The sequence below is a fragment of the Pseudomonadota bacterium genome (assembly GCA_016719885.1).
Lineage (GTDB): Bacteria > Pseudomonadota > Gammaproteobacteria.
The window spans coordinates 77,879-96,579 of sequence record JADJYF010000015.1; the positions used below are offsets into that span (position 1 = coordinate 77,879).

Annotated in this window: 14 protein-coding genes; 8 read left to right on the forward strand and 6 right to left on the reverse strand. The window is 64.2% G+C overall.

Going from position 1 to position 18,701, the window contains the following annotated elements; genetic code table 11:
• Window positions 1-146 precede the first annotated feature (146 nt).
• Window positions 147-1,496 (forward strand): hypothetical protein, encoded by a 1,350-nt coding sequence (locus IPM80_16445; GenBank protein ID MBK8959961.1) that lies wholly within the window; start codon window positions 147-149, stop codon window positions 1,494-1,496.
• Window positions 1,384-3,546, forward strand: coding sequence for an autotransporter domain-containing protein (locus IPM80_16450; protein ID MBK8959962.1), 2,163 nt, complete (start codon window positions 1,384-1,386; stop codon window positions 3,544-3,546). The genes IPM80_16445 and IPM80_16450 overlap by 113 nt, the downstream gene beginning before the upstream one ends.
• 1,638 nt (window positions 3,547-5,184) lie before the next feature.
• Here the strand turns inward: IPM80_16450 and IPM80_16455 are convergent.
• Window positions 5,185-5,340, reverse strand: a complete 156-nt coding sequence (locus IPM80_16455; protein ID MBK8959963.1) for a hypothetical protein — start codon at window positions 5,338-5,340, stop codon at window positions 5,185-5,187.
• 238 nt (window positions 5,341-5,578) lie between these two features.
• On the reverse strand, window positions 5,579-6,100 hold the full coding sequence (locus tag IPM80_16460) for a hypothetical protein (GenBank protein MBK8959964.1): 522 nt from the start codon (window positions 6,098-6,100) through the stop codon (window positions 5,579-5,581).
• A 242-nt stretch (window positions 6,101-6,342) separates the two neighbouring features.
• Between IPM80_16460 and IPM80_16465 the strand changes: the two genes are divergently transcribed.
• Window positions 6,343-6,816: a hypothetical protein gene (locus IPM80_16465; GenBank protein ID MBK8959965.1), complete on the forward strand. Its 474-nt coding sequence runs from the start codon at window positions 6,343-6,345 to the stop codon at window positions 6,814-6,816.
• Between the two features lie 362 nt (window positions 6,817-7,178).
• On the opposite strand, the gene IPM80_16470 is transcribed toward IPM80_16465, so the two are convergent.
• Window positions 7,179-8,288 (reverse strand): NrdH-redoxin, encoded by a 1,110-nt coding sequence (locus IPM80_16470; protein ID MBK8959966.1) that lies wholly within the window; start codon window positions 8,286-8,288, stop codon window positions 7,179-7,181.
• Window positions 8,289-8,436: 148 nt separating this feature from the next.
• On the opposite strand from IPM80_16470, the gene IPM80_16475 reads away from it, so the two are divergent.
• Window positions 8,437-8,823, forward strand: coding sequence for a helix-turn-helix domain-containing protein (locus IPM80_16475; protein ID MBK8959967.1), 387 nt, complete (start codon window positions 8,437-8,439; stop codon window positions 8,821-8,823).
• Window positions 8,824-9,121: 298 nt separating this feature from the next.
• Here the strand turns inward: IPM80_16475 and IPM80_16480 are convergent, their stop codons facing one another.
• Window positions 9,122-10,069, reverse strand: a complete 948-nt coding sequence (locus IPM80_16480; GenBank protein ID MBK8959968.1) for a hypothetical protein — start codon at window positions 10,067-10,069, stop codon at window positions 9,122-9,124.
• A gap of 28 nt (window positions 10,070-10,097) precedes the next feature.
• Window positions 10,098-11,153 carry a hypothetical protein gene (locus tag IPM80_16485; GenBank protein MBK8959969.1) on the reverse strand — a complete coding sequence of 352 codons (1,056 nt, stop codon included), beginning with the start codon at window positions 11,151-11,153 and terminating at the stop codon, window positions 10,098-10,100.
• 341 nt (window positions 11,154-11,494) lie between these two features.
• Between IPM80_16485 and IPM80_16490 the strand changes: the two genes are divergently transcribed.
• From IPM80_16490 to IPM80_16505, 4 genes are all read left to right on the forward strand, one after another.
• Window positions 11,495-12,718: an adenylate/guanylate cyclase domain-containing protein gene (locus tag IPM80_16490; GenBank protein MBK8959970.1), complete on the forward strand. Its 1,224-nt coding sequence runs from the start codon at window positions 11,495-11,497 to the stop codon at window positions 12,716-12,718.
• The gene (locus IPM80_16495) at window positions 12,711-13,967 is read left to right on the forward strand and encodes an adenylate/guanylate cyclase domain-containing protein (protein MBK8959971.1); all 1,257 of its coding nucleotides are present in this window, start codon (window positions 12,711-12,713) and stop codon (window positions 13,965-13,967) included. The genes IPM80_16490 and IPM80_16495 overlap by 8 nt, the downstream gene beginning before the upstream one ends.
• A gap of 180 nt (window positions 13,968-14,147) precedes the next feature.
• Complete coding sequence (locus IPM80_16500; protein ID MBK8959972.1) at window positions 14,148-16,094, forward strand: metallophosphoesterase family protein; 1,947 nt, start codon at window positions 14,148-14,150, stop codon at window positions 16,092-16,094.
• A 145-nt stretch (window positions 16,095-16,239) separates the two neighbouring features.
• The gene (locus IPM80_16505; GenBank protein ID MBK8959973.1) at window positions 16,240-16,464 is read left to right on the forward strand and encodes a hypothetical protein; all 225 of its coding nucleotides are present in this window, start codon (window positions 16,240-16,242) and stop codon (window positions 16,462-16,464) included.
• A 327-nt stretch (window positions 16,465-16,791) separates the two neighbouring features.
• Here IPM80_16505 and IPM80_16510 read toward each other — a convergent pair whose 3' ends face one another.
• Window positions 16,792-18,321, reverse strand: coding sequence for a PKD domain-containing protein (locus IPM80_16510; protein ID MBK8959974.1), 1,530 nt, complete (start codon window positions 18,319-18,321; stop codon window positions 16,792-16,794).
• Between the last annotated feature and the right edge of the window lie 380 nt (window positions 18,322-18,701).

Consider the following 18,701-nt stretch of genomic DNA (forward strand, 5'->3'; position numbering starts at 1 on the left):
AATGACGGCCGCTACTGGAAACGCGTACGCACGCAACTTAAGTTAAGCCGTGAAAGTGTCGATTCAGACGCCAGATTCATTCCACCGTGTTCCGCACCACGATAACTCATGCACCGCCGATCATTTAGTCGCCAAGGAATACCCCTATGATTGACCTGTGGATTCTCGGTCGACCGACAACATCTCGCATTACCGTGGCAACATTTGCCGTGGGCTTCTTTCTGGCAACTTTTGCTCACACAGCGGCTTGGGCAGACGCAGGCAACGGCGGTTCCACCTTTCCCGATAGTAACGGTGGCCTCGGCGGAACAGGCACTGGCGCGACCATCGGCAATGACGGAACGGCCGGCGTCAATGGCGGTGGTGGTGGCGGCGGTGGCGGAGCCGGTGGTGGCGCCGGTGGAGATGGATTTGGCGCTGGCGGTACCGGCGGCCTCGGAGGCACTTTGATAAGCCCCAACGGGGGTAATGGCGACCCCGGCGACGCTGGCGGAAACAACGGTGGCGGTGGTGGAGGTGGAGGCTTCCACGGCCTCGATTCATCGAGCCCATTCAATAACTCCACCACGGTCAATGGTGGTAACGGCGGAACGGGTGGCAACGGCGCGCAGTCAACCGGAGTTTCGGGAGGAGGCGGAGGTGGTGCCGGTGGCTCTGGCGCGATCACCAGCAGTTCCTCTACCAGCACGAATTCCGGAACCATCACGGGGGGTAACGGCGGCGCCGGTGGCACGGGCAATCTAGGCTTCTTCATCTTCGGCGCGAGTGGCAATGGCGGCGACGCGGGCGCGGGTGTGAGTTTCACCTCGACTGGCGCCACGTTCATGAACGTCGCGTCTTCGCCGGGCACCGCCACTGTCCGTGGTGGCGACGGAGGCGCGGGGGGAGCTGATTTCGGCATCGGCCCTGGTTCCCCCGGCGCCGGCGGCGTGGGTGTCTTGGGGTCAGACCTGACCGTCATCACCAACGGATCGATCAGCGGCGGACTCGGTGGCGATGGCGTCTCACGTGCGAACGCGCTTGTATTTACCGGTGGCACGAATATTCTCGAACTTCGGTCAGGCTTCTCATTCACCGGTGATGTCGTCGCCAATAGTGCCGCGGACACCCTGCGACTGGGCGGCACCACCGATGCGACATTCGACCTCAACACCGTGGGCGCGGGTCAACAGTTCCAAAACTTCGGCATTCTCGCCAAGTCAGGCAGCAGTACTTGGACCCTGACGGGCACATCCACTTTCAGTGGCGGGATCACTGTCAGCGACGGGATCCTTCAGGGATCGACGGACAGCCCTGCAAGGCGCCATCACCAACAACGCTCGTGTCCGCTTCGACCAATCCGCACTTGGTACCTATGCGGGGGATATGAGCGGAACAGGTGGATTGGCGAAAACCGGCATCGGCACCTTGATTCTTTCTGGGGCGAACACTTATGCCGGAGGAACGATTATCGACCAGGGAACCCTACAGCTTTCCGGAGGTTCCGCACTTTCTGACACCGGAACAGTCACGCTTGCGAATACTGCTGGTGCGCGGCTGGATCTCAATGGCACGAGCGAAACCATTGGCTCGCTTGCGGGCGGCGGCACATCGGGTGGTGAGGTCGCGTTCGGCGGCGCTACGTTGACGACGGGCGGCGATAACACAGACACGACATTCGCGGGAGCGCTCACGGGCGCAGGAGGCATTCTGAGCAAGGTTGGCACTGGAACCCAGATCCTCACCGGCGCGAACAACTACACGGGCGGTACCACGGTCAGCGGGGGAACGTTGCGCGGCAGCACCGATAGCCTGCAAGGGAACATCCAGAACGACGCCACGCTGGTCTTTGATCAAGCGGGATCGGGAACATACACCGGTCAGCTTTCGGGTACGGGGAACCTGGTAAAAACCGGGGCGAACCAGCTCGAATTGACTGGAGATTCGAGCGGATTTTCAGGCACGACGAACATTGATGGCGGTGAACTGAAACTCAATGGAAGCCTGGCGGGCTCGGGCATTGTCGTCAACAGCGGTGGGCTCTTGAGCGGCAATGGTGCTGCAGGTTCAGTCACTGTCAATCCTGGAGCGATCATCGCGCCCGGCAACTCGATCGGAAGGCTCAATATCGCCGGCAACTACACGCACCTCGGAACTTACCAAGCGGAAATCAACCCGGCAGGCCAAAGCGATCTCCTTTCCATAAGGGGCAACGCAACGCTTAACGGCAATTTATCCGTGGTCGCCGCGCCAGGGAATTACACCCCGGGATCCCAGTACACAATACTTTCGGCCTCGAAGGTCATCGGTCAATTCGCCTCCGTCACTGATGACTTGCCGCTCATTGATGTCGCCGTCAACTACACATCCTCGTCTGTTCTCATCGAGCTGTTGAAAAACTCCGTTGAGTTCACGGACGTTGCATCGAATACCAATCAGTTGGCGGTGGCCAACGTCCTGGACAATGCAGGCGGCGCCCCGTCACTATCGAATATCGTCCAACAGCTCACGCTTCAGAACGCGGCGGGCGTGCAACGTGGTCTGCAACAACTCGGCGGCGAAATCGTTGGCAGCTCTGCCTCAATTAAAATCCAGACCACCGATGCCGTACTTCGTACCACGGTGAATCACTTACAGCAACGCAAGACCGGGCAAACCGGTTTCGTGCCGATGATCGCTAATCAAGATTTTTCTGGCCTTGGGGCTCAAGCAGCGGCACCCGTTGCAAGCGATTCGAGTCCCGTCAACGGATGGATTCAAGGTATTGGAATCGACGGTCAGGCATCCGGCAACGGCAATTACGCCGGGCTGGATTACGGTGTCGGCGGGACGACGTTTGGATCTGATAAGCAATTCGATGACACGATCATTGGTGTCGGTGGCGGTTATAGCTATACCGGCGTTGGACAACAGCAGGCCATGGGCGATGCCAGCATCAATTCGCTGCATCTCAACCTTTATGGCATGCATCACTGGGAATCAGCGTATGTCATTGGCATCATCGGCTACGGGCATGACGAGTTCCTCACCAAACGTAATATCAACATTGGCGGGATCCAAAACGTAGCGCGCGGCGACTACGCCGGCGACGAGTTCGTTTCCTACATCGAGAGCGGCCTGAGCTTGGCCATACAGGGCTGGACCGTTCAGCCGTTGGTCGGACTTCGTTATCTCCTGCTCGCACAGGACGGATTCACAGAGACCGGAGCGCCGGGCGCGAATTTAGACATCGCGGGCGCGACGTACGACTCGCTACGATACTCGGCGGGAATCCGGGCCATGCGGTCTTACGATACATCCTGGGGAACCATCGCTCCGTATTTGCAAGCTCGCTGGACGCATGAAGTGCTGGACAATAAACGAGAGGTGGATGCGAATTTTGCCGGCGTGAATGGCAGCTCTTTCCTCTCCCAAGGAAACGTTCTTGGACGAAATTTTGGTGAATTCGGTGTCGGTGCATCGGCGAAACTCGCCGAGCGAGTGGTGCTATACGTCGGCTATGATGCGCAGGTCAGCAACAACCAGAGCGCACACGGTATCGTCGGCGGCATGCAACTCAGTTGGTGAGCCTCGGCGATTGGTGTTGCCGGCCTTTACCTTAGCCCTGCGTGATGTGTTGATGATTTTTTGACGGCCATTGCTTTGCGCGCTTTGGAGCTCGGCATTCGTAGTGTCGCTCCAAGAACCATTGGTTTGGTATCTGCACTCAGATGAACATCCCGAAGGGACGAAAGACCCGACCAATCCTACCCCGGTGAAGTCGACCGAGAGGACATCGCCACCTGTAGATGGATAAACCGCCCTCCGTCACCGGCGAGAGGTCGTTCGGCTATTTTCGTCGGTGTTTGGTCATCAAGTGGAGCCCACCGCAGAGGAGCAGGGCGCGAGTCCGGTTGTTGTTGATCGATCGGGAGCCGCGAACCTGTCGCTTTCGCCACGGTTGTCGCCAACCGCAAGTGAAGTCCATTCGAACCGAATAGAGTTTTCCCGATGGTGGGCGCAGGCGGGGGGGAAAGGGGGCTCGATCTGAGCCTGCGCCGCAAGCTGGGTTGCGATGGTCAAGCGTAGAGGTTACTGCCTGGAGAGCGATGCCAAGACAAGCATTGCTGAGCTGGTCGAGAAGGGGCCGACGATGATCTTGGCTGGTACGTGTCAAGGCCTGAGGCGATGGAGTCGACCGTCGGCGGGGAACTCATCGGCGACCAGCCCCGTATAGGACCGTCTGAACGCGCTGGGCCCCTCTTGGAGCGGCGCTCTCCCGCCGCGGAGCGCGATACTCGGGCCATTCGGCGCAAAGACCCCGTGAGTGGTCAGCGCGGGCAGGGGATCTAAGGCGTCGCGGCTTGGCCGACAAGGGCCGCCGACCGGCCGATGGAAGGCAAGTGGCCGAACATGAGGCGACGCCGTGCCGTCACGGACGGCCGTCTTCAGCGTGTCCAAGGCGGTATAATCGCCGTGGCGGTTAGCGACGGGCGCGGTTTTCCGGAGGTCGCCGGCCGGCGACGGCCGAACCGCTGGAGACTTCCTGCGAGCTGCGCCCGGCCGCTACACCGGCGTGCGGAGGCCCGGCCACCTGCCGCCTCAGGGCACCCGACGCCTCACACGCCGGCAGCGGTCTCGCAGCCATGAACACCTTGCGGCCGGGGCGGCGGACGGCGCTTGCCGGCGGGTGATGGACGAGCCAGACCGAAAGCTGGAGCTATCCCCAAGGCCATCGACAGACCACCGACCAATCCGAACGGAACCGCACCAGTTGGCACGACGCGGGCCGGATTCGAAGCGTCGCCAGCCCAGGGCTGTTCTCCCGATCAACGCGTACCAACAAGCCCTGATGCTCGAGGTGCGCACCAGCGCAGCGCCGTCGGCGCCCGCCCTCTCTGCCCTTCAGCGATCACGGCCGGGAGCGGCGGCGGGCCCCGCGCGGCGTCACCGCGCCGAGCAGGGGCACGACGCCCGCGCCAGGCCCAGGGCGACCGGGCAAGGAACCGGGGTCAAGGACCGCGTCTGCCGTCGGCGGCGGGTCGACGCCTTCGGCGTTAGCGACAGGCTTTCCGGGAGCGCCGGCCGGCTGATACAGCACACCCTACTCGGCATTGATCGCAGGAGAACGCCAGCCGCGCCGGCGGCACGCGCAGCATCGAGTGAACACCTGCTAGACACACACCCCACACCCCGCCACCACGCACCCTCCAGGACCGCCACAGGTCAAGTGGGAGCGGCGGCGCGAGGGGAGTCAGACCAGACATCGATGAGGCCGTCGTCGAACACGAAATCGGGAAACAGCACGATGCCGTCGACGTCGTAGAGACCGCTGAGATCGGGGTCCTCGGGATCGAACTCCGGTGCCGCGAGACCGGCCATGCCGACACTGAACCCAGTTCATCGCCGGCCGTCGCAACAAAGGACAAGGCCATCACCGCCTCGAGGTTCGCCGGCGAGAGGCTCACCAGCTCGAAGGCGGCGCCGGGATGGACAGTGGTCCCGCCCGCTCCCGACACGCTGCTCTCGAAGTCGGCCTTGACCACACCGGGGTCGAGTGCGTTGGTGAATATCGAGAGCGCCGCGCTGAAGACCTGGAAGTCGAGCGGACTCGCAGGATTCACGCGGCCCGCGCCCAGCGAGCCGAGCAGTTCCAGCGTCGGCACACCCTGGGTGGCGAGAAAGCTGCCGTGCATCTGCAGCAGCACGGTGACCAGTCCGCTGGCACCCGGTCGCCGCCGACCGTCGCCTGCAGCGACAGTACCGAGGTCGCGTGACTGACGGCGAGCGTGTCACCGATCTTCGGTTCGGAGACCGCGGGGTCTTCGGGCGTGCCGATCACGGTCTGCACCGTGGTGGCATCGGCCTCGAGTTCGAAACCCGCGTAGCCGCCGAGCACGCCGCTGGTGGTGTCGGCCTCGGCGCTGGTGACCGCGGTGTAACCGACGTCCGAGGTCACCGGCGCACGAGCCTCGTTCAAGCTGGCGGTGCTACCGTCGGTGACGGTGAGCAAGCCGGGCGTCGTTGCCGGCGGGTGCGAGATGATGGCGGCGCCATCGGCGAGTACGCCAGGCGCGACGCCGATGCCGGTGACCAGCAGCGTCACGGCCCCTAACAGTCTTCGTACGGACTGGTACTTCATCGGACTCCCTCCTCTTGTGTTCGATGGTGCGGCATCCACCGCCTGTGCAGGGCTGACGACGCCGCCCCGTCGTCACGGCACGCCTCACCTGGAAGGAAAGCGTCCACCGCGGCAAGACCCCGCACGTGGCAGCGGCGTCGATGAAACCCGGGCTCGCTTGCGCGCCCCCTGCCCGGAGTTGCGACCAAGATGGGGACTCGCGCCCGCGCGGTCCGTGAAATGCATCGCAGATCGCCACCGCGATGAACGCCGATGCCGAAGATAAGCGCTTGCTCTATCAACGCTACGAAGACTCGTGGAAGAACCGCTTCGTCGACGCGTGCGAACGTCGGCGAACGGACATCGACGGGACCGGCGATGCATCTGTAGGAACACGAACACCAACCACCGGCTTCGATCTTCCGCGGAGGCAGACGCGAGCGGCCTTGCGTCGTTCCACGGGGCAGACGGGTCTGGCCGGTGTCGCCGTGGCGGATGGACAGGACAACCACCCGATTCGACGAATTCGTGCCGAAAACCGCGCCCCGCTGTCGCTGAGTGAACCGCACAAGCTTCTTCGCGGCGCGCCGCAACACCCGGGTACCCGGTTACTTGCGCCACGAACTTCTGTAGCGGTGGTGGACAGTGCGCATCCGTCCCTCGATCACGAGGCCGTTGCGTCCAGGGAGAACCCGGCCACCTTGCGACCCTGTTGCGGCCCGACCGCGATGCGGTAGGTGATCGACGACCCCAGGAGTTGGTCCAGCGAGCCGGACCTCCAGTTTCGAACTGTCTACGTGACGGGGGAGCTTACGGCCCCGCGCCGGGCAGCTACAAGGAATTCGTCAAGTTCGCGTCCATCAAGGATGGTTGACGGCGTGCCCAAGGCCAACGCCATGGTGCGTCATCGGGTGGCAGCGCAGGAGGCTACCGAACGAACCGCGCGCAAGCTGTTCCCGGTGGTCTAAGAAGCCAACGATCAGCCCACGACCGATGTGCTGACGCAACGCACCGACATGCACGAAAAACCCGCGTGGATGCTGCGCAGCTTGCTGGAAGCGTGATTGCAGCTGATTGGGTGTGTTGGCGGTGGCGGCAATTACATCAGCCACTGCGGCTTTAACAGCATCACTACACCCAGTAACAGCATCACCGCGCCGCTGATGAGCTTGAGCCAGCGGCCGGCTTGCTCGGTTAGTTTGTTGCTGCTCAATGCCAGCACTGCGGTGCCGACCATCAGGCTGTCGTCGGCAATGTAGCCGGCGATATACAGCGCAAGGTACGCATGGTGCGCGCTGGTGCTGAGCTGCTGCTGCACAAGAATCGCCGTATACAGCGCAGGAAATCCCGCCGTGCACAACAACTCGATGACGTTGACGATCACCGCCAGCACTGCCGCCGACAACAGCGCCAGTGGCAATGATCTAGCGTTGACGATGCGGCGCATGCGCGCGTAAATCCCCGGCTTGGCGCGCGCGGGAATCGACAGCGTGAAGGCCGCCTGCCTGCGGCGAAATTCATTGACATTGATGGCGCCGATCACGATCGCCAATGCCGCCAGCACCAGTCGCAGCCAGGTCGACAGGCCGACCGCGAGGAACACATTGAGCCACGCCGCCATGAAGGCGAAATACACTGCCCCACTGACGAGCACGAAGGTGCCGGCGATCAAGGCCATGCGCAGTCGATTGCGCAAATGCACCAGCAGCGACAGCAGAAACAGCAACACCCACATCGCACACGGGTTGAAGCCATCGAGCAGGCCAACCAGCAGCGTGAACGTCGGCAAGCCCAGCTGCGTCACGCTGATCGCGCCCAGTAGCGGCAGTGTGATGGTGTCGGCGGCCACCGCGCGCTTGGCCAGCAACGCATGCAGCTCGTGTGTGTCATCGGCATCGAACCCCACCAGCACGCCACCGTTGAATACAAAACTCGGCACCCCGGGCGGCCAGACACCGGCTGCGCGTGACAGTGTGGTCAACCGCTCGCGCGCGGCGGGATCCTTTTCAACATCGTGAATGTGTATCGTCAGCGCCGGGTATTGCTGCTGCAGTGTGGGCAGATACACTTTGGCGGCGGCGCAATGCGGGCAGCCTTCGCGCACATAAATGTGCAGCTCGCCACTGGCCACACTCTGTGCGTCGGCGCGCGCAGTGGCGCTGTGCAGCATCAGCAGCAAGGCACTCAGGGTGGCGACGAAACGCAGCATGGGTTGGCTTCCAACGTGGCGATGGGCAGACGGTAGTCAACCAGCTGCGTGTTGCGCAAGATTCGGAGTGCTCGCCACCGTGCCGCCGCGTACAGTCGCGCTATCCAATCCTCAGCCGAATACCCACCTGCAAGCCTAAGGCGCCGATATCGTCACTCGCGCATGCCCTGTGCTGGCGAGCGAGACGCCGTTGCCGACACTGGCACAATTGACCGCCGCCGTCGCGCTGTCGCCGCATCAGTTGCACCGTCTGTTTCGCACCTGCACCGGCGTCACACCGCATGCCTATGCACGACAGCTGCGGGCAAAGCGTTTGCGCGTGGCGCAGCAGCAATTCCGTGATGAGGAATCGATCGACGGCGACACGGCGTTTGAAACTATGGTCGCGCAAGTGGTTGGGTTTATCGAAGCGCCGCAAATCGGCTTGCAGCTGCCGTTGAATCCAGCGCTCGTAACCCGGCGTCGTCGCCAAGCCATCGACATTGGGGAGCTGCAAGAAATCAAGCTGTTCAGCCTGTGCCGCTATTGCGAATGACAATAGGGGCGCCGTCAGGATGCTAAGGCGAATGGAGTCCTCCGGGCAGCGATGCTGCTCTTCGTTATAGTTTTCAAGGAAAGAACAAGCGGCTGGATGTGCGCTTGCGTCCGCGCCGAGTATATCCGTCGATGTGCGGACGGGGCACTTGTTGAAAACGTCGGTGACGCGTTGTCGGCCGCCACCGGACTTGCGCCGTATGCCGGACGCCCCGCGCCCTAAGAGTCAGGCGGTTTCAGACGCCTCCGGGCTGACGCCATCGAGATGGCGGTGACGCCGATGGCGATTGCGCACCACCTCAATGCAGTCGAAGACGTCTGCGCGGGCCAACTCGCGCAGGCCGTCGAATTGCTGAAGACGACCGCGGAAAATACGCGCCGTGCTGCCCGGCTCGGCCACCGCCGGCGCGGCAATCACCGGCGCAGCCGCGCCGTCCCCGTCGCCGTCGCCCGCGAGCAAGCAGGCCCAGTACGCCCGAACCGAACAGCACCACCGTCGTCGGCAGTGGCACCGGGCTGCGCGCGGCCAGGTCGGTGTCCTGGAAGAAGCTGAAGCTGGCCAAGTCCATGCCGGGGCGCGCGAACTCGATGGTCATGGTGTAGAAGAGATCGCCCAACGGCGCGGTGCCAGCGATGCCCACGGGATCGCTGTAGGTCACAGTCGCATCGAAATCGCCGACGTCGAAACTGAAACGGCGTCCCCGTTCAGAGCCGGTGGAGCACGGCAGCGAGAAGCCGCTCGCGGACGAGTAGGTCGCACAGGCATTGCCGGCACCCAGGTCGTACATGTCGACATCGAACAGCACGCGGCCAGGCTGGCCGTGCAGGACGATGCGGTGAATCGGCGCGTGACTGGTGGAATTGGAGACATTCCAGGCAGCGAAGCCGGTGTCTGCGTCGGACGTGCCCATCGCCCAGCCGACGCCGACGGCCTTGCCGGCCGTGGTGGCGCTCCACACGCGGCTGTCGGCCTCGCCGTCCGTACGCAGGATGGACACCTCCATGTCACGCATGTCGATGCGCGTGATGCTGGCCTCGAGTATGCCGGGCACGTCCTGTGGCGCGGAGACTCCGAAGACGTGGCTCACCGCCGCCGAGGCCGACGCTGCGACCAGGCTGCCAGCAAGCGCGAACCCCGCGGTGGCCAGGCCAACCGATGAACCGTGACGAATCCCGATCACGACGACTACCTCCCTGGTGGACGAACGAGCGCGGCCGTGGCGGACACTCGAACGCGACTCAACCAACCTGCCCACGGCAACGATGTGAAGTCATTCACCTGGACGACCGCGAGCCCGTGTGACCGTGAGCAGGAGCGGGCTCCCAGGCCTGCATGACCCGGCGGCGTAGTGCCGCGCCCATCACACCCACTGCGCCGAACAGCAGACCGAACCCGCCGGGGAGCGGCACTGGCACCGGCTGCTCCGTGAGCACCATTCCCCGCACGTCGATGCCCGGGAGTTGGCTCGCGAGATAGGCCGCGGGATCGCTCGACAGCGCGAAGGGGTCGCCGATGGCGGCAAAGCCGCCGACCTCGAATCCCGGAATCTCGAGCCAGGCCTCCAGCACGTACTTGACGTTCACGAAGTCACCGTTCTGGAACAGGCCGAGATCGGCCGTACCGAACACGGGCTCGGTACGGATGACGTTGTGGCTCAGGCCGTTGCGCAACTCGGTAATGAGCGACACGCCTGGCTGCAGGAAATCACCGGAGGTGGCCAGGGTCGGCAGAGCGAGGCCGGGCCCGCTGCGCAACGTGGCGAGCGACTCGTCGATTTGCACATCTTCAACACTGATGGCCGCGCGGAACCCCGCTTCGCCGGTAAAGCCGCCAAAGGCGGTCAAGCCCGCCTCGCCCGGAAACAACAGGTAGTCCAGGAACACCCGCACCTGCGAATGCGGAATCAGGTTCGACACCTGAGCGGAAATGCTCCATTCCGTCCTCGCCTCCGCGCGGTGAAAGGGCAACCCGTCGGCAATCGCCGCATCGACGCGGGTTGCGTTGAAGCCCTCGACGCTCTGGTAGGCACGCAACTCGGCTGGCAGGAACAAGGTGTCACCTATCGCTCCCGCGGGCGGCGTGAAATCCGGGACGATACCCACGCGTTGCGCGGCTTGCCCCGGCGGTGGAGACGCGCCGCGAAAGAACAGCGAGTCACTTGGTAACGAGGCGATGTAGGAAAGGTGCGAGGCATCGGTCCCCGCTTCGTAACGGAGGTGCGCCTCGATCCTCGTGCTTTGCAGGGTCATTTGCGCCAGCGTCACGGGCGCGAACGCCAGGATCGCGAGCGCGAACAAGGTGCGGCGCTGAGTTGAGAATCGGTCGGGCATGACATCGCCTCCCTGCGTATGCGAATCATCGGCCTGGCGGCGAAGAACGCCAGCGGCCAGGCGCTCGGCTGTTCCACACACTAGTCGCTGCCGCGGCTCACGACCCGGTAACTGTTCACGTTGTTGATACCTTGTGTGCCGCGGCGAAGGTGGCACGCCCCCCTCCGCCGCGCGACGCTCGCGGCTGGCGCACGCTTCAGCGCCATCGCGTCGGTCATCACCGGGATCATGCGCAAGCCCTCGCGCGCATCGACGGCCAATTGGTGGCGTCGAGACCTGCCCGCCCTCGAACAGTCCGCGTAGAATGCCGCATCCTCCCTCGCGGGCAGTGGTGGTCAATCATGCCGTCGTCACTGGTCTTCTCGGACGTCGCGTTCCGGCAGCAGCGCAGCGAGCGAGCGCGCATGACCCTGACGGTCGGGCAGGCACTGATTGCCGGCGCCGCCGGCTTCTGGGTCCTCCACGGGCTGTCGCTGCAGAACTGGGTTTTCGCCGGCGTCGAAGGACTGGTCGCGGCAAGCGGCGCCGCCCTCCTGTTCGTGACCCGCCGCGTGCCGCTGGCGCTCGCCGGCCACCTGACCTTCTGGGTGACGTTCGCCTGCATCTGGCTGATGTTGCTGTCGCTCGAAGGTGTGCAGGGGCCCGGCAGTTCGTTCAACCAGGTGTGGTTCCTGACGTTGGCGGTCGGCGCCTGCGTGGTCCTGATCGAAGTGCGCCGCTCGGTGGCCGTGTGTTACGTGGCCTTGTGTGCCGCGTCGTTCCTCGCCGCGCAACTGGGCTGGATCACGGCCGACCCGGTAGCGCCGCTACCGGCGGAGTTGGCCGGGCCGGGGCGCGGGGTTGGCATGCTCCTGCATGCTTTTGCCATGCTGGTGCTGGTCAGGGCGATCGTCGAGGACGTGCGCCGCGGCGAACATGCGCTCGCCGAGAGTGCCTCACGCATCCAGGCCTTGCTCGACAACGTGCTGCCGGCCACGGTCAGTGCGCGCTTGCGCCGCGACGGCACTACGTTCGCCGACAAGCATGAAGCCTGCAGCGTGCTGTTTGCCGATATCGTCGGCTTCACGCCGCTGGCATCGGCCACGCCCCCGGACGCGCTGGTGCGCCTGCTGGACGAAGTGTTCTCGACCTTCGATGACCTTGCCGAATCCCTGGGCCTCGAGAAGATCAAGACCATCGGTGATGCGTACATGGCGGCGAGCGGGCTGCCCGAAGCACGGGCCGACCACGCTATCGTGCTCGTGGAGTTCGCGCTGCGCATGCGCGAGGCGGTCGCGGCCTACCCGCGCCTCAGTATCCGCATCGGCATCAATTCCGGCCAGGTGGTGGCGGGCCTAATCGGCAAACAGCGGCTGGCCTACGACCTGTGGGGCGACACGGTAAACATCGCCGCGCACATGGAATCCCACGGCATTGCCGGCGAGATCCAGGTGAGTGCGGCCACCCATGCACTGATCGCCGAGCAGTTCGCCTGTGACGCCGGCGGTGAAGTGGCGGTCGCCGGACGACCACCGCTGCATGTTTACCGCGTGAGCGGGCGACGTCGAGAAGGCGCTCATGGCTGAACCGTTACCCGCTGAGTTGCTGGCGATGGCCGGCACGCAGCCGTCGCCGGGACGGCGCGGCGCGCGCGCACGGGCGAACGGGGTGCTGAAGGCGGCACTGTGGGTCCTGCTGATTCTGCAGAGCGCCTGGGCCGTCGAAGGCGCGATGCGGGGGCTATGGGGGCTGGCGCTGATCGACAGTGGGTGCGCGCTCGGTGCGGCACTGCTGCTCGCTGTGCCGCGACTCGGGTTCCGGGCCCGCGCGCACCTGACGGGCGCCCTGTTCTTCATCATCAACTGGGCGACCTTGATGTTCGTCGAGGGCGTTCTGACGGCCCATGCGGCAGCCAATCACCTGTGGTTCATCGGCCTCGCCGTGGCCGCGGTGCTGGTGCTCGCCGATGAACATCGATCGGTGGTGGCCGGCTATGTGGTGGTCTGCCTGCTGTCTTTCCTGGTGGTGGAGTTCGGCGTGGTACGGTTCGAGCCGATCGCACCGGTACCCGCGGAGTTCCACGCCACGGCGACCAATGTCGTGTGGTGCCTCTATTTCGCCACGGTCGTGGCCTTGATGGCAGCATTCCTGCGCGAGGTCGACGGCGTCGAGCATCAACTCGCGGACGATGCAGCCGCGATGGAACGTATCCTCGGCTACATGTTGCCGCAGAAAATCAGCGAGCGCCTGCGGCGCGAAGGCAAGACCTTCGCCGACGGCTATCTCGAATGTTCAGTGATGTTCGCAGACCTGGTCGGCTTCGACGACCTGTCGCGGCATTTGCCCGCCTCGGAGATCGTGCTGCGCCTGAACGAAATCTTCTCGGCGTTCGATGACCTGTGCACACGTGCCGGCATCGAAAAGATCAAGACCATCGGCGACGCCTACATGGTGGCGGCGGGTATTCCCGATCCGCGACCGGATCACGCACGCGCTCTGGCGCGACTGGCCCTGGAATTTCAGGAGGTGACGAAGCATCACGCGGGCATAGCGTTACGTATCGGTATCCATTCCGGGCCCGTGGTCGCCGGCGTCATCGGCAAGAAGCGCTTCATCTACGACCTGTGGGGCGACACGGTGAACGTGGCGTCGCGCATGAAATCCCACGGTGTCGCGGGCCAGATCCAGCTCAGTGAAGCGACGTTTCAGCGCCTCGGCGCTGATTTCGTCTGCCAGCCGCGCGGCGAGGTAGCCATCAAGGGGCATCGGCCGATGCACACCTACATGCTGCTCGGGTTGAGGGAAGAAGTTCATGACTCAGCGCATCCGACGTAACAGTCGGCTCGCGCGGCAACGCCGGGCAGGGCCCGCCCCGCGCGGCCACCTGGTCCCTGCCGCCGGTCGCTATTTGACAAGGCTCAGGAGACTTTCCGGGGTCACTTCTTCTCGCCAAACGATGTCCGGACGCGGGTCGATGAGTACACTGGCGCGCAAAGTAACCATGGAGATGGGGCGATGATCGCCGGGCGGCTCTTCAGTGGATTGCGGTCGCGGTCTGCAGGTGTGGTGGGCGTACTTGTATTGCTCGTGTCTGCTTGGGCAGTTGCCGACCAAGCGCAGACTTCGATCCCGAAAGGCGCACAAACGCGGTTCATCTATCCCGGCGACGCCTGGCGGTACGACCTGCGCGGTGTCCATACCGACGGTGCATGGCGCGGGCGCGATTTCGATGACAGCCACTGGCAGCGAGGCGAAGGCTCGTTCGGCTTTGGCGCGGCAAGGTACGGTCTTGCGACCAGAACCCGCGTCGACGACACCATTCATCCGACACGCAACACGGTGTACCTGCGCAAGCAATTCGAGGTGCGCGATCCGAAAGCCGTGGCCGCGCTCGAACTAGAAGCGGCTTGGTCCCACGGTTTTGTCGCGTATCTGAACGGTGTCGAAGTGGTGCGGCGGGGACTGCCAGCAGGCGCCATCGACTATTGGACGCCTGCGCAAGTGCATGCGCCGACACAGATTGAGACCATCGACATAAGCGTTGCACGCTCCGCGCTGGTGGCGGGCAACAACGTGCTCGCCGTGGAGTTGCATCAAAGTGAACCGGGCAGCGATGTGCTGTACTGGTTCGCTTCGCTGGCTTTTCGACAGTCGATGCTGAGCCTTGTGCGCGGCCCCTATTTGCAGCAGTCCACGCCCGTCAGCACCATCTTGCGCTGGCGGACCAATCGCGACACCGTCGGCCTCGTCGCCTACGGTCCCTCGCCAGGGGTGATTCGCTCGTCGGAAATCGAAGCCACCTCGACGGCGCGTCGCGATCACGTGGTCAAGTTGAACGGTCTCACGCCGAGGACCCGTTATTACTACCAGATTGGTGCAAAGGGCGATGGCGGCATGCTGGCGGGCAGCGACGGGCGCTTGAGCTTCGTCACGCCACCTCCGGTGGGCAGTACGGCACCACTGCGCATCTGGGCGGTGGGCGACGCCGGCACCGGCAATGGCACGGCCCGCGCGGTGCGCAACGCCTACTACGCATTGAAGGAAAGAGACGGGCGCGAGTGCGATGTTTTCTTGATGCTCGGTGACAATGCCTACGAGCAATTCAGTTGGGGCGGCGGCAGTGACCTCGCCCACCAATACGGCCTGTTCGAGAATGCCTTCGAACACCTGCTGTGGCGCACACCGGTATGGCCAACCTTCGGCAACCACGAGTGGTCGAACGGCGTGTCGGATCCCGTCACCGAGAGTGGTCCGTATTTCGACACTTTCACCTTGCCGCGCGCGGCCGAAGCGGGCGGAGTGCCATCAGGCACCGAAGCCTACTATTCGTTCGACTACGGCAACGTGCACTTCATCAGCATGAACACACAGGAGCCGACGGCGGCCAGCGCCGCGTGGCTGGAGCAGGATCTGGCCGATAGTCGCGCACTGTGGGTGATCGCTTTCTACCACGTGCCACCCTACAGCCATGGCACCCACGATTCCGATCAGCAAGGCCACGTGGCGGCCCGCGAGTTCGCACGGATCCTCGAACGCCATGGCGCCGACGTCGTGCTGGCGGGCCACAGTCACAATTACGAACGGTCCATGTTGATAAAAGGACTGCTTGGCACCAGCGACGAATTCGTGCGTGACCCACTGCGCTATACCGTCAACGGTGGTGATGGACGCGAACAAGGCAACGGCGTTTACCTCAAGCCGGGAATACGTGGCCCAGGCCAGGGAACGGTATATATCGTCAATGGAAATTCCGGCGGAGGCGCCGAAGCGCTGGAAGGCGCCGGCACGCTGGACCATCCAGTCATGGTCTATCTGACCGATCCGGATGACGGCCGGCGTCGACGCGGGTTGCGCAGCCCCGGTTCCGTCGTCATCGACGTCGCGAACCGAAGGCTCGATGCTCGCTACATCGACGCGTCGGGGCGACTGCTGGACTATTTCTCCATCGTCAAACAGGACTAGTGTCGCGGTGCCGGTCCGGCGCGACCGCGGAAATCGTCAGGCTGCCTTCGCAGACCGTTGCCGTGAAGCTTGGCGGACGCTCCGGGGTGCGACAGAGTCCCGCCGCGGCCGGTGCAGACCCGCCGCAAGGGGTCGGATGCCGGACGTGAATCGATGCCTGAAATTTTCGCCTGCGCGCGCCGCGATGGACGCGGCCGGTCGCCTGCGCATCAGCACCAACAACGCCCTGCGCGGCTGCACCAACAATCCCTGGAACCTGGACCTGGTGGCAGGTGGTTCGAGCGGCGGCGAAGGTGCGGCGCTGGCCAGCGGCATGACGCCGTTCGGCCTCGGCAACGACATCGGCGGCTCGTTGCGCAATCCCGCCTAGTGCTGCGGCATCACCTCGCTCAAGCCGACCACCGGGCGCATTCCGCTGGCGTGGTGCGCCGCGCCCGACATGGGCATCGCCTTCCGCCTGATGGCGGTCGAAGGCCCGATGGCGCGCAGCGTCGCCGATCTGTGCCTCGACGGTGCAGCGGTGATCGAAGCGGCCTGCGGCGCCATCACGCCCATCGATCCGGTGCGACGCTAGAACCCTTCTCGGTAGCCGCCGCTGCTCCAGCTCGTTCTCGGCGTTGCCGAACATGCCGCTGACGACCACGTTCAGCGCGAAGTCGGCGCAAAGCTGCCCAGCAACAGGGCAGCTGAGCTGAACTCAGGGAATGCTCACGCTCACCGCCTTGGTGACTGTTCCCTGCTGGCCGTTGGCTTCCAGCGTGACGTTCGTCGTGCCGGTGCCGACGGTGACCGGGGCATCGAACGCGCCGTTCACCACCGGCACGTCCTGACCATTTACCTTGATCGACGTGACCGAAGCGTCGGTGAGCGTACCGACCAGGCGCACCTGCACGACATTAATCTGCAACTCGACGACCTGCTGCACATTGACGACGATCGAGGCTTGCGATTGCGCGCCCTTGTCGTCCGTTGCAGTCACCTGCACCGTGTAGTTGCCACCGGCAAGGTAGGTGTGATTCACGCTGGCGCCCGAGCCAAACGTACTGTCACCGAAATTCCATTCGTAGCTCGTGATGGTGCCGTCCGGATCGAAGCTTCCCGCGGTGCTGAAAGTGAAGTCGGTGCTGGTGAAACCCGCGGTCGGGCTCGCGAACAAACTGACGATCGGCGCGGCGTTGCCGCCGGAGACCGGCACACCCTGGCCTAGCGGCGTCACGGTGCCTGCGCTCTCCGAATTGAAATAAAAATTCGTCGGCTGGGTGCCGCCGGCGATGGAAGTGCTGGTGCCGAGCGCCGCGCCCGCATATGACACGCCACCGGGCGCCTGGACCACCGAGAAGCGCGCGCTGTCCGTCGGCAACGCACCCTGCCCGGCCAGCACAAGGTTAGAGGTCGGGTCGATCACGTTCACGGTGCCGCCGGCGTCGCGATCCGACACCACGCGATCAACGCGCACCAGCCGCACCGGGCGCACGCCGGCCCCGAGGTCTCCGGTGGTGGGCGCCAAGGCCCCGGCCCAGCGCGAATTGGCGAGTTCGACGCGGTTGACGCCGCCCCCTTCGATGCGCCCGGCCTTGAATCCCGTGGCCCCGACCGGCACGTTGTAATAGACGACGTTGTACGCCACCTCGAGGAAATCCGCCGACACCGAGGAAGCAAAGCTCCAGATCGTGCCGGTCGTTTTGTCGGCGACGCGCACGGTGGCGAGGCCCGCCGTGGTGCTGCTGATGAGATAGGCCATTCGCGTCGAATTGTGGAACAGCTTCGGCGCGGTAATGATCGGCCGGGTCTCCGAGGCGATCTGCAAGGGGACAGTACTGCTGCCGTCGGAACGGACACGTCGAATGGTGGACGCGGACGCACCGCGGTCGACGAAGTACGTCAAGTAATCGTCCTGGGAGAACAATACGCTTCGGGCCGCGTCCTGAAAGGAATGGATCGAAGGCGCCAGGATGTTGGTCTGCTTGTTGTACGCGCGCAGTTCCGAATCGATCTTGAGCAGCACCACGTTGTTCGCCTTGTCCACGCCGAGCGACTGGACGTTGTCGGCATTGCCGGAGAACGTGCCTATTACCTGCGGCGCCTGAAAATTCGCATCGGTCAGCACGAGGTTCGTGCCGTCCGTCGCCAGCCAGCCGATGTGCGCGTGCGAGTCATCGTAGACGGCGGTAACCGGCCGCTTCGCCACCAGTGGCGTGTCGGTTGGCGTCATGCCGACGCGCACCATGCGATATTCGTTGTCGCCTGTGCTGGCGCAGTTGCCGTCAGGCCCCGGCAGGCCGTAGACGACCGCCGAACGATCGGCGTCCTGGTAGTCGGCCGCCACGGCGGGAAAGCCGCACAGTTGGGCGGCGCCGCTCTCGGACGACAGTTGCACCGGGACCTGGCTGCCAGCCTGCCGGAGATCGACCTTCGCCAGCACATTGCCGCTCGGCAGGACGAGGCTGCGGTTATGCATTGCCGAAGCCATGCGTGGCGCAAGCGTGACCGCATGCGGCACGAGGACGGACTTGGCGTCGGTGCCGACAGGCACGTGCGGCACGATGACGCGCGGGGTGCCCGGTGCCGCGGGATCGGCCACGTAGACCTCCAGGCCGCCGTTCGCAT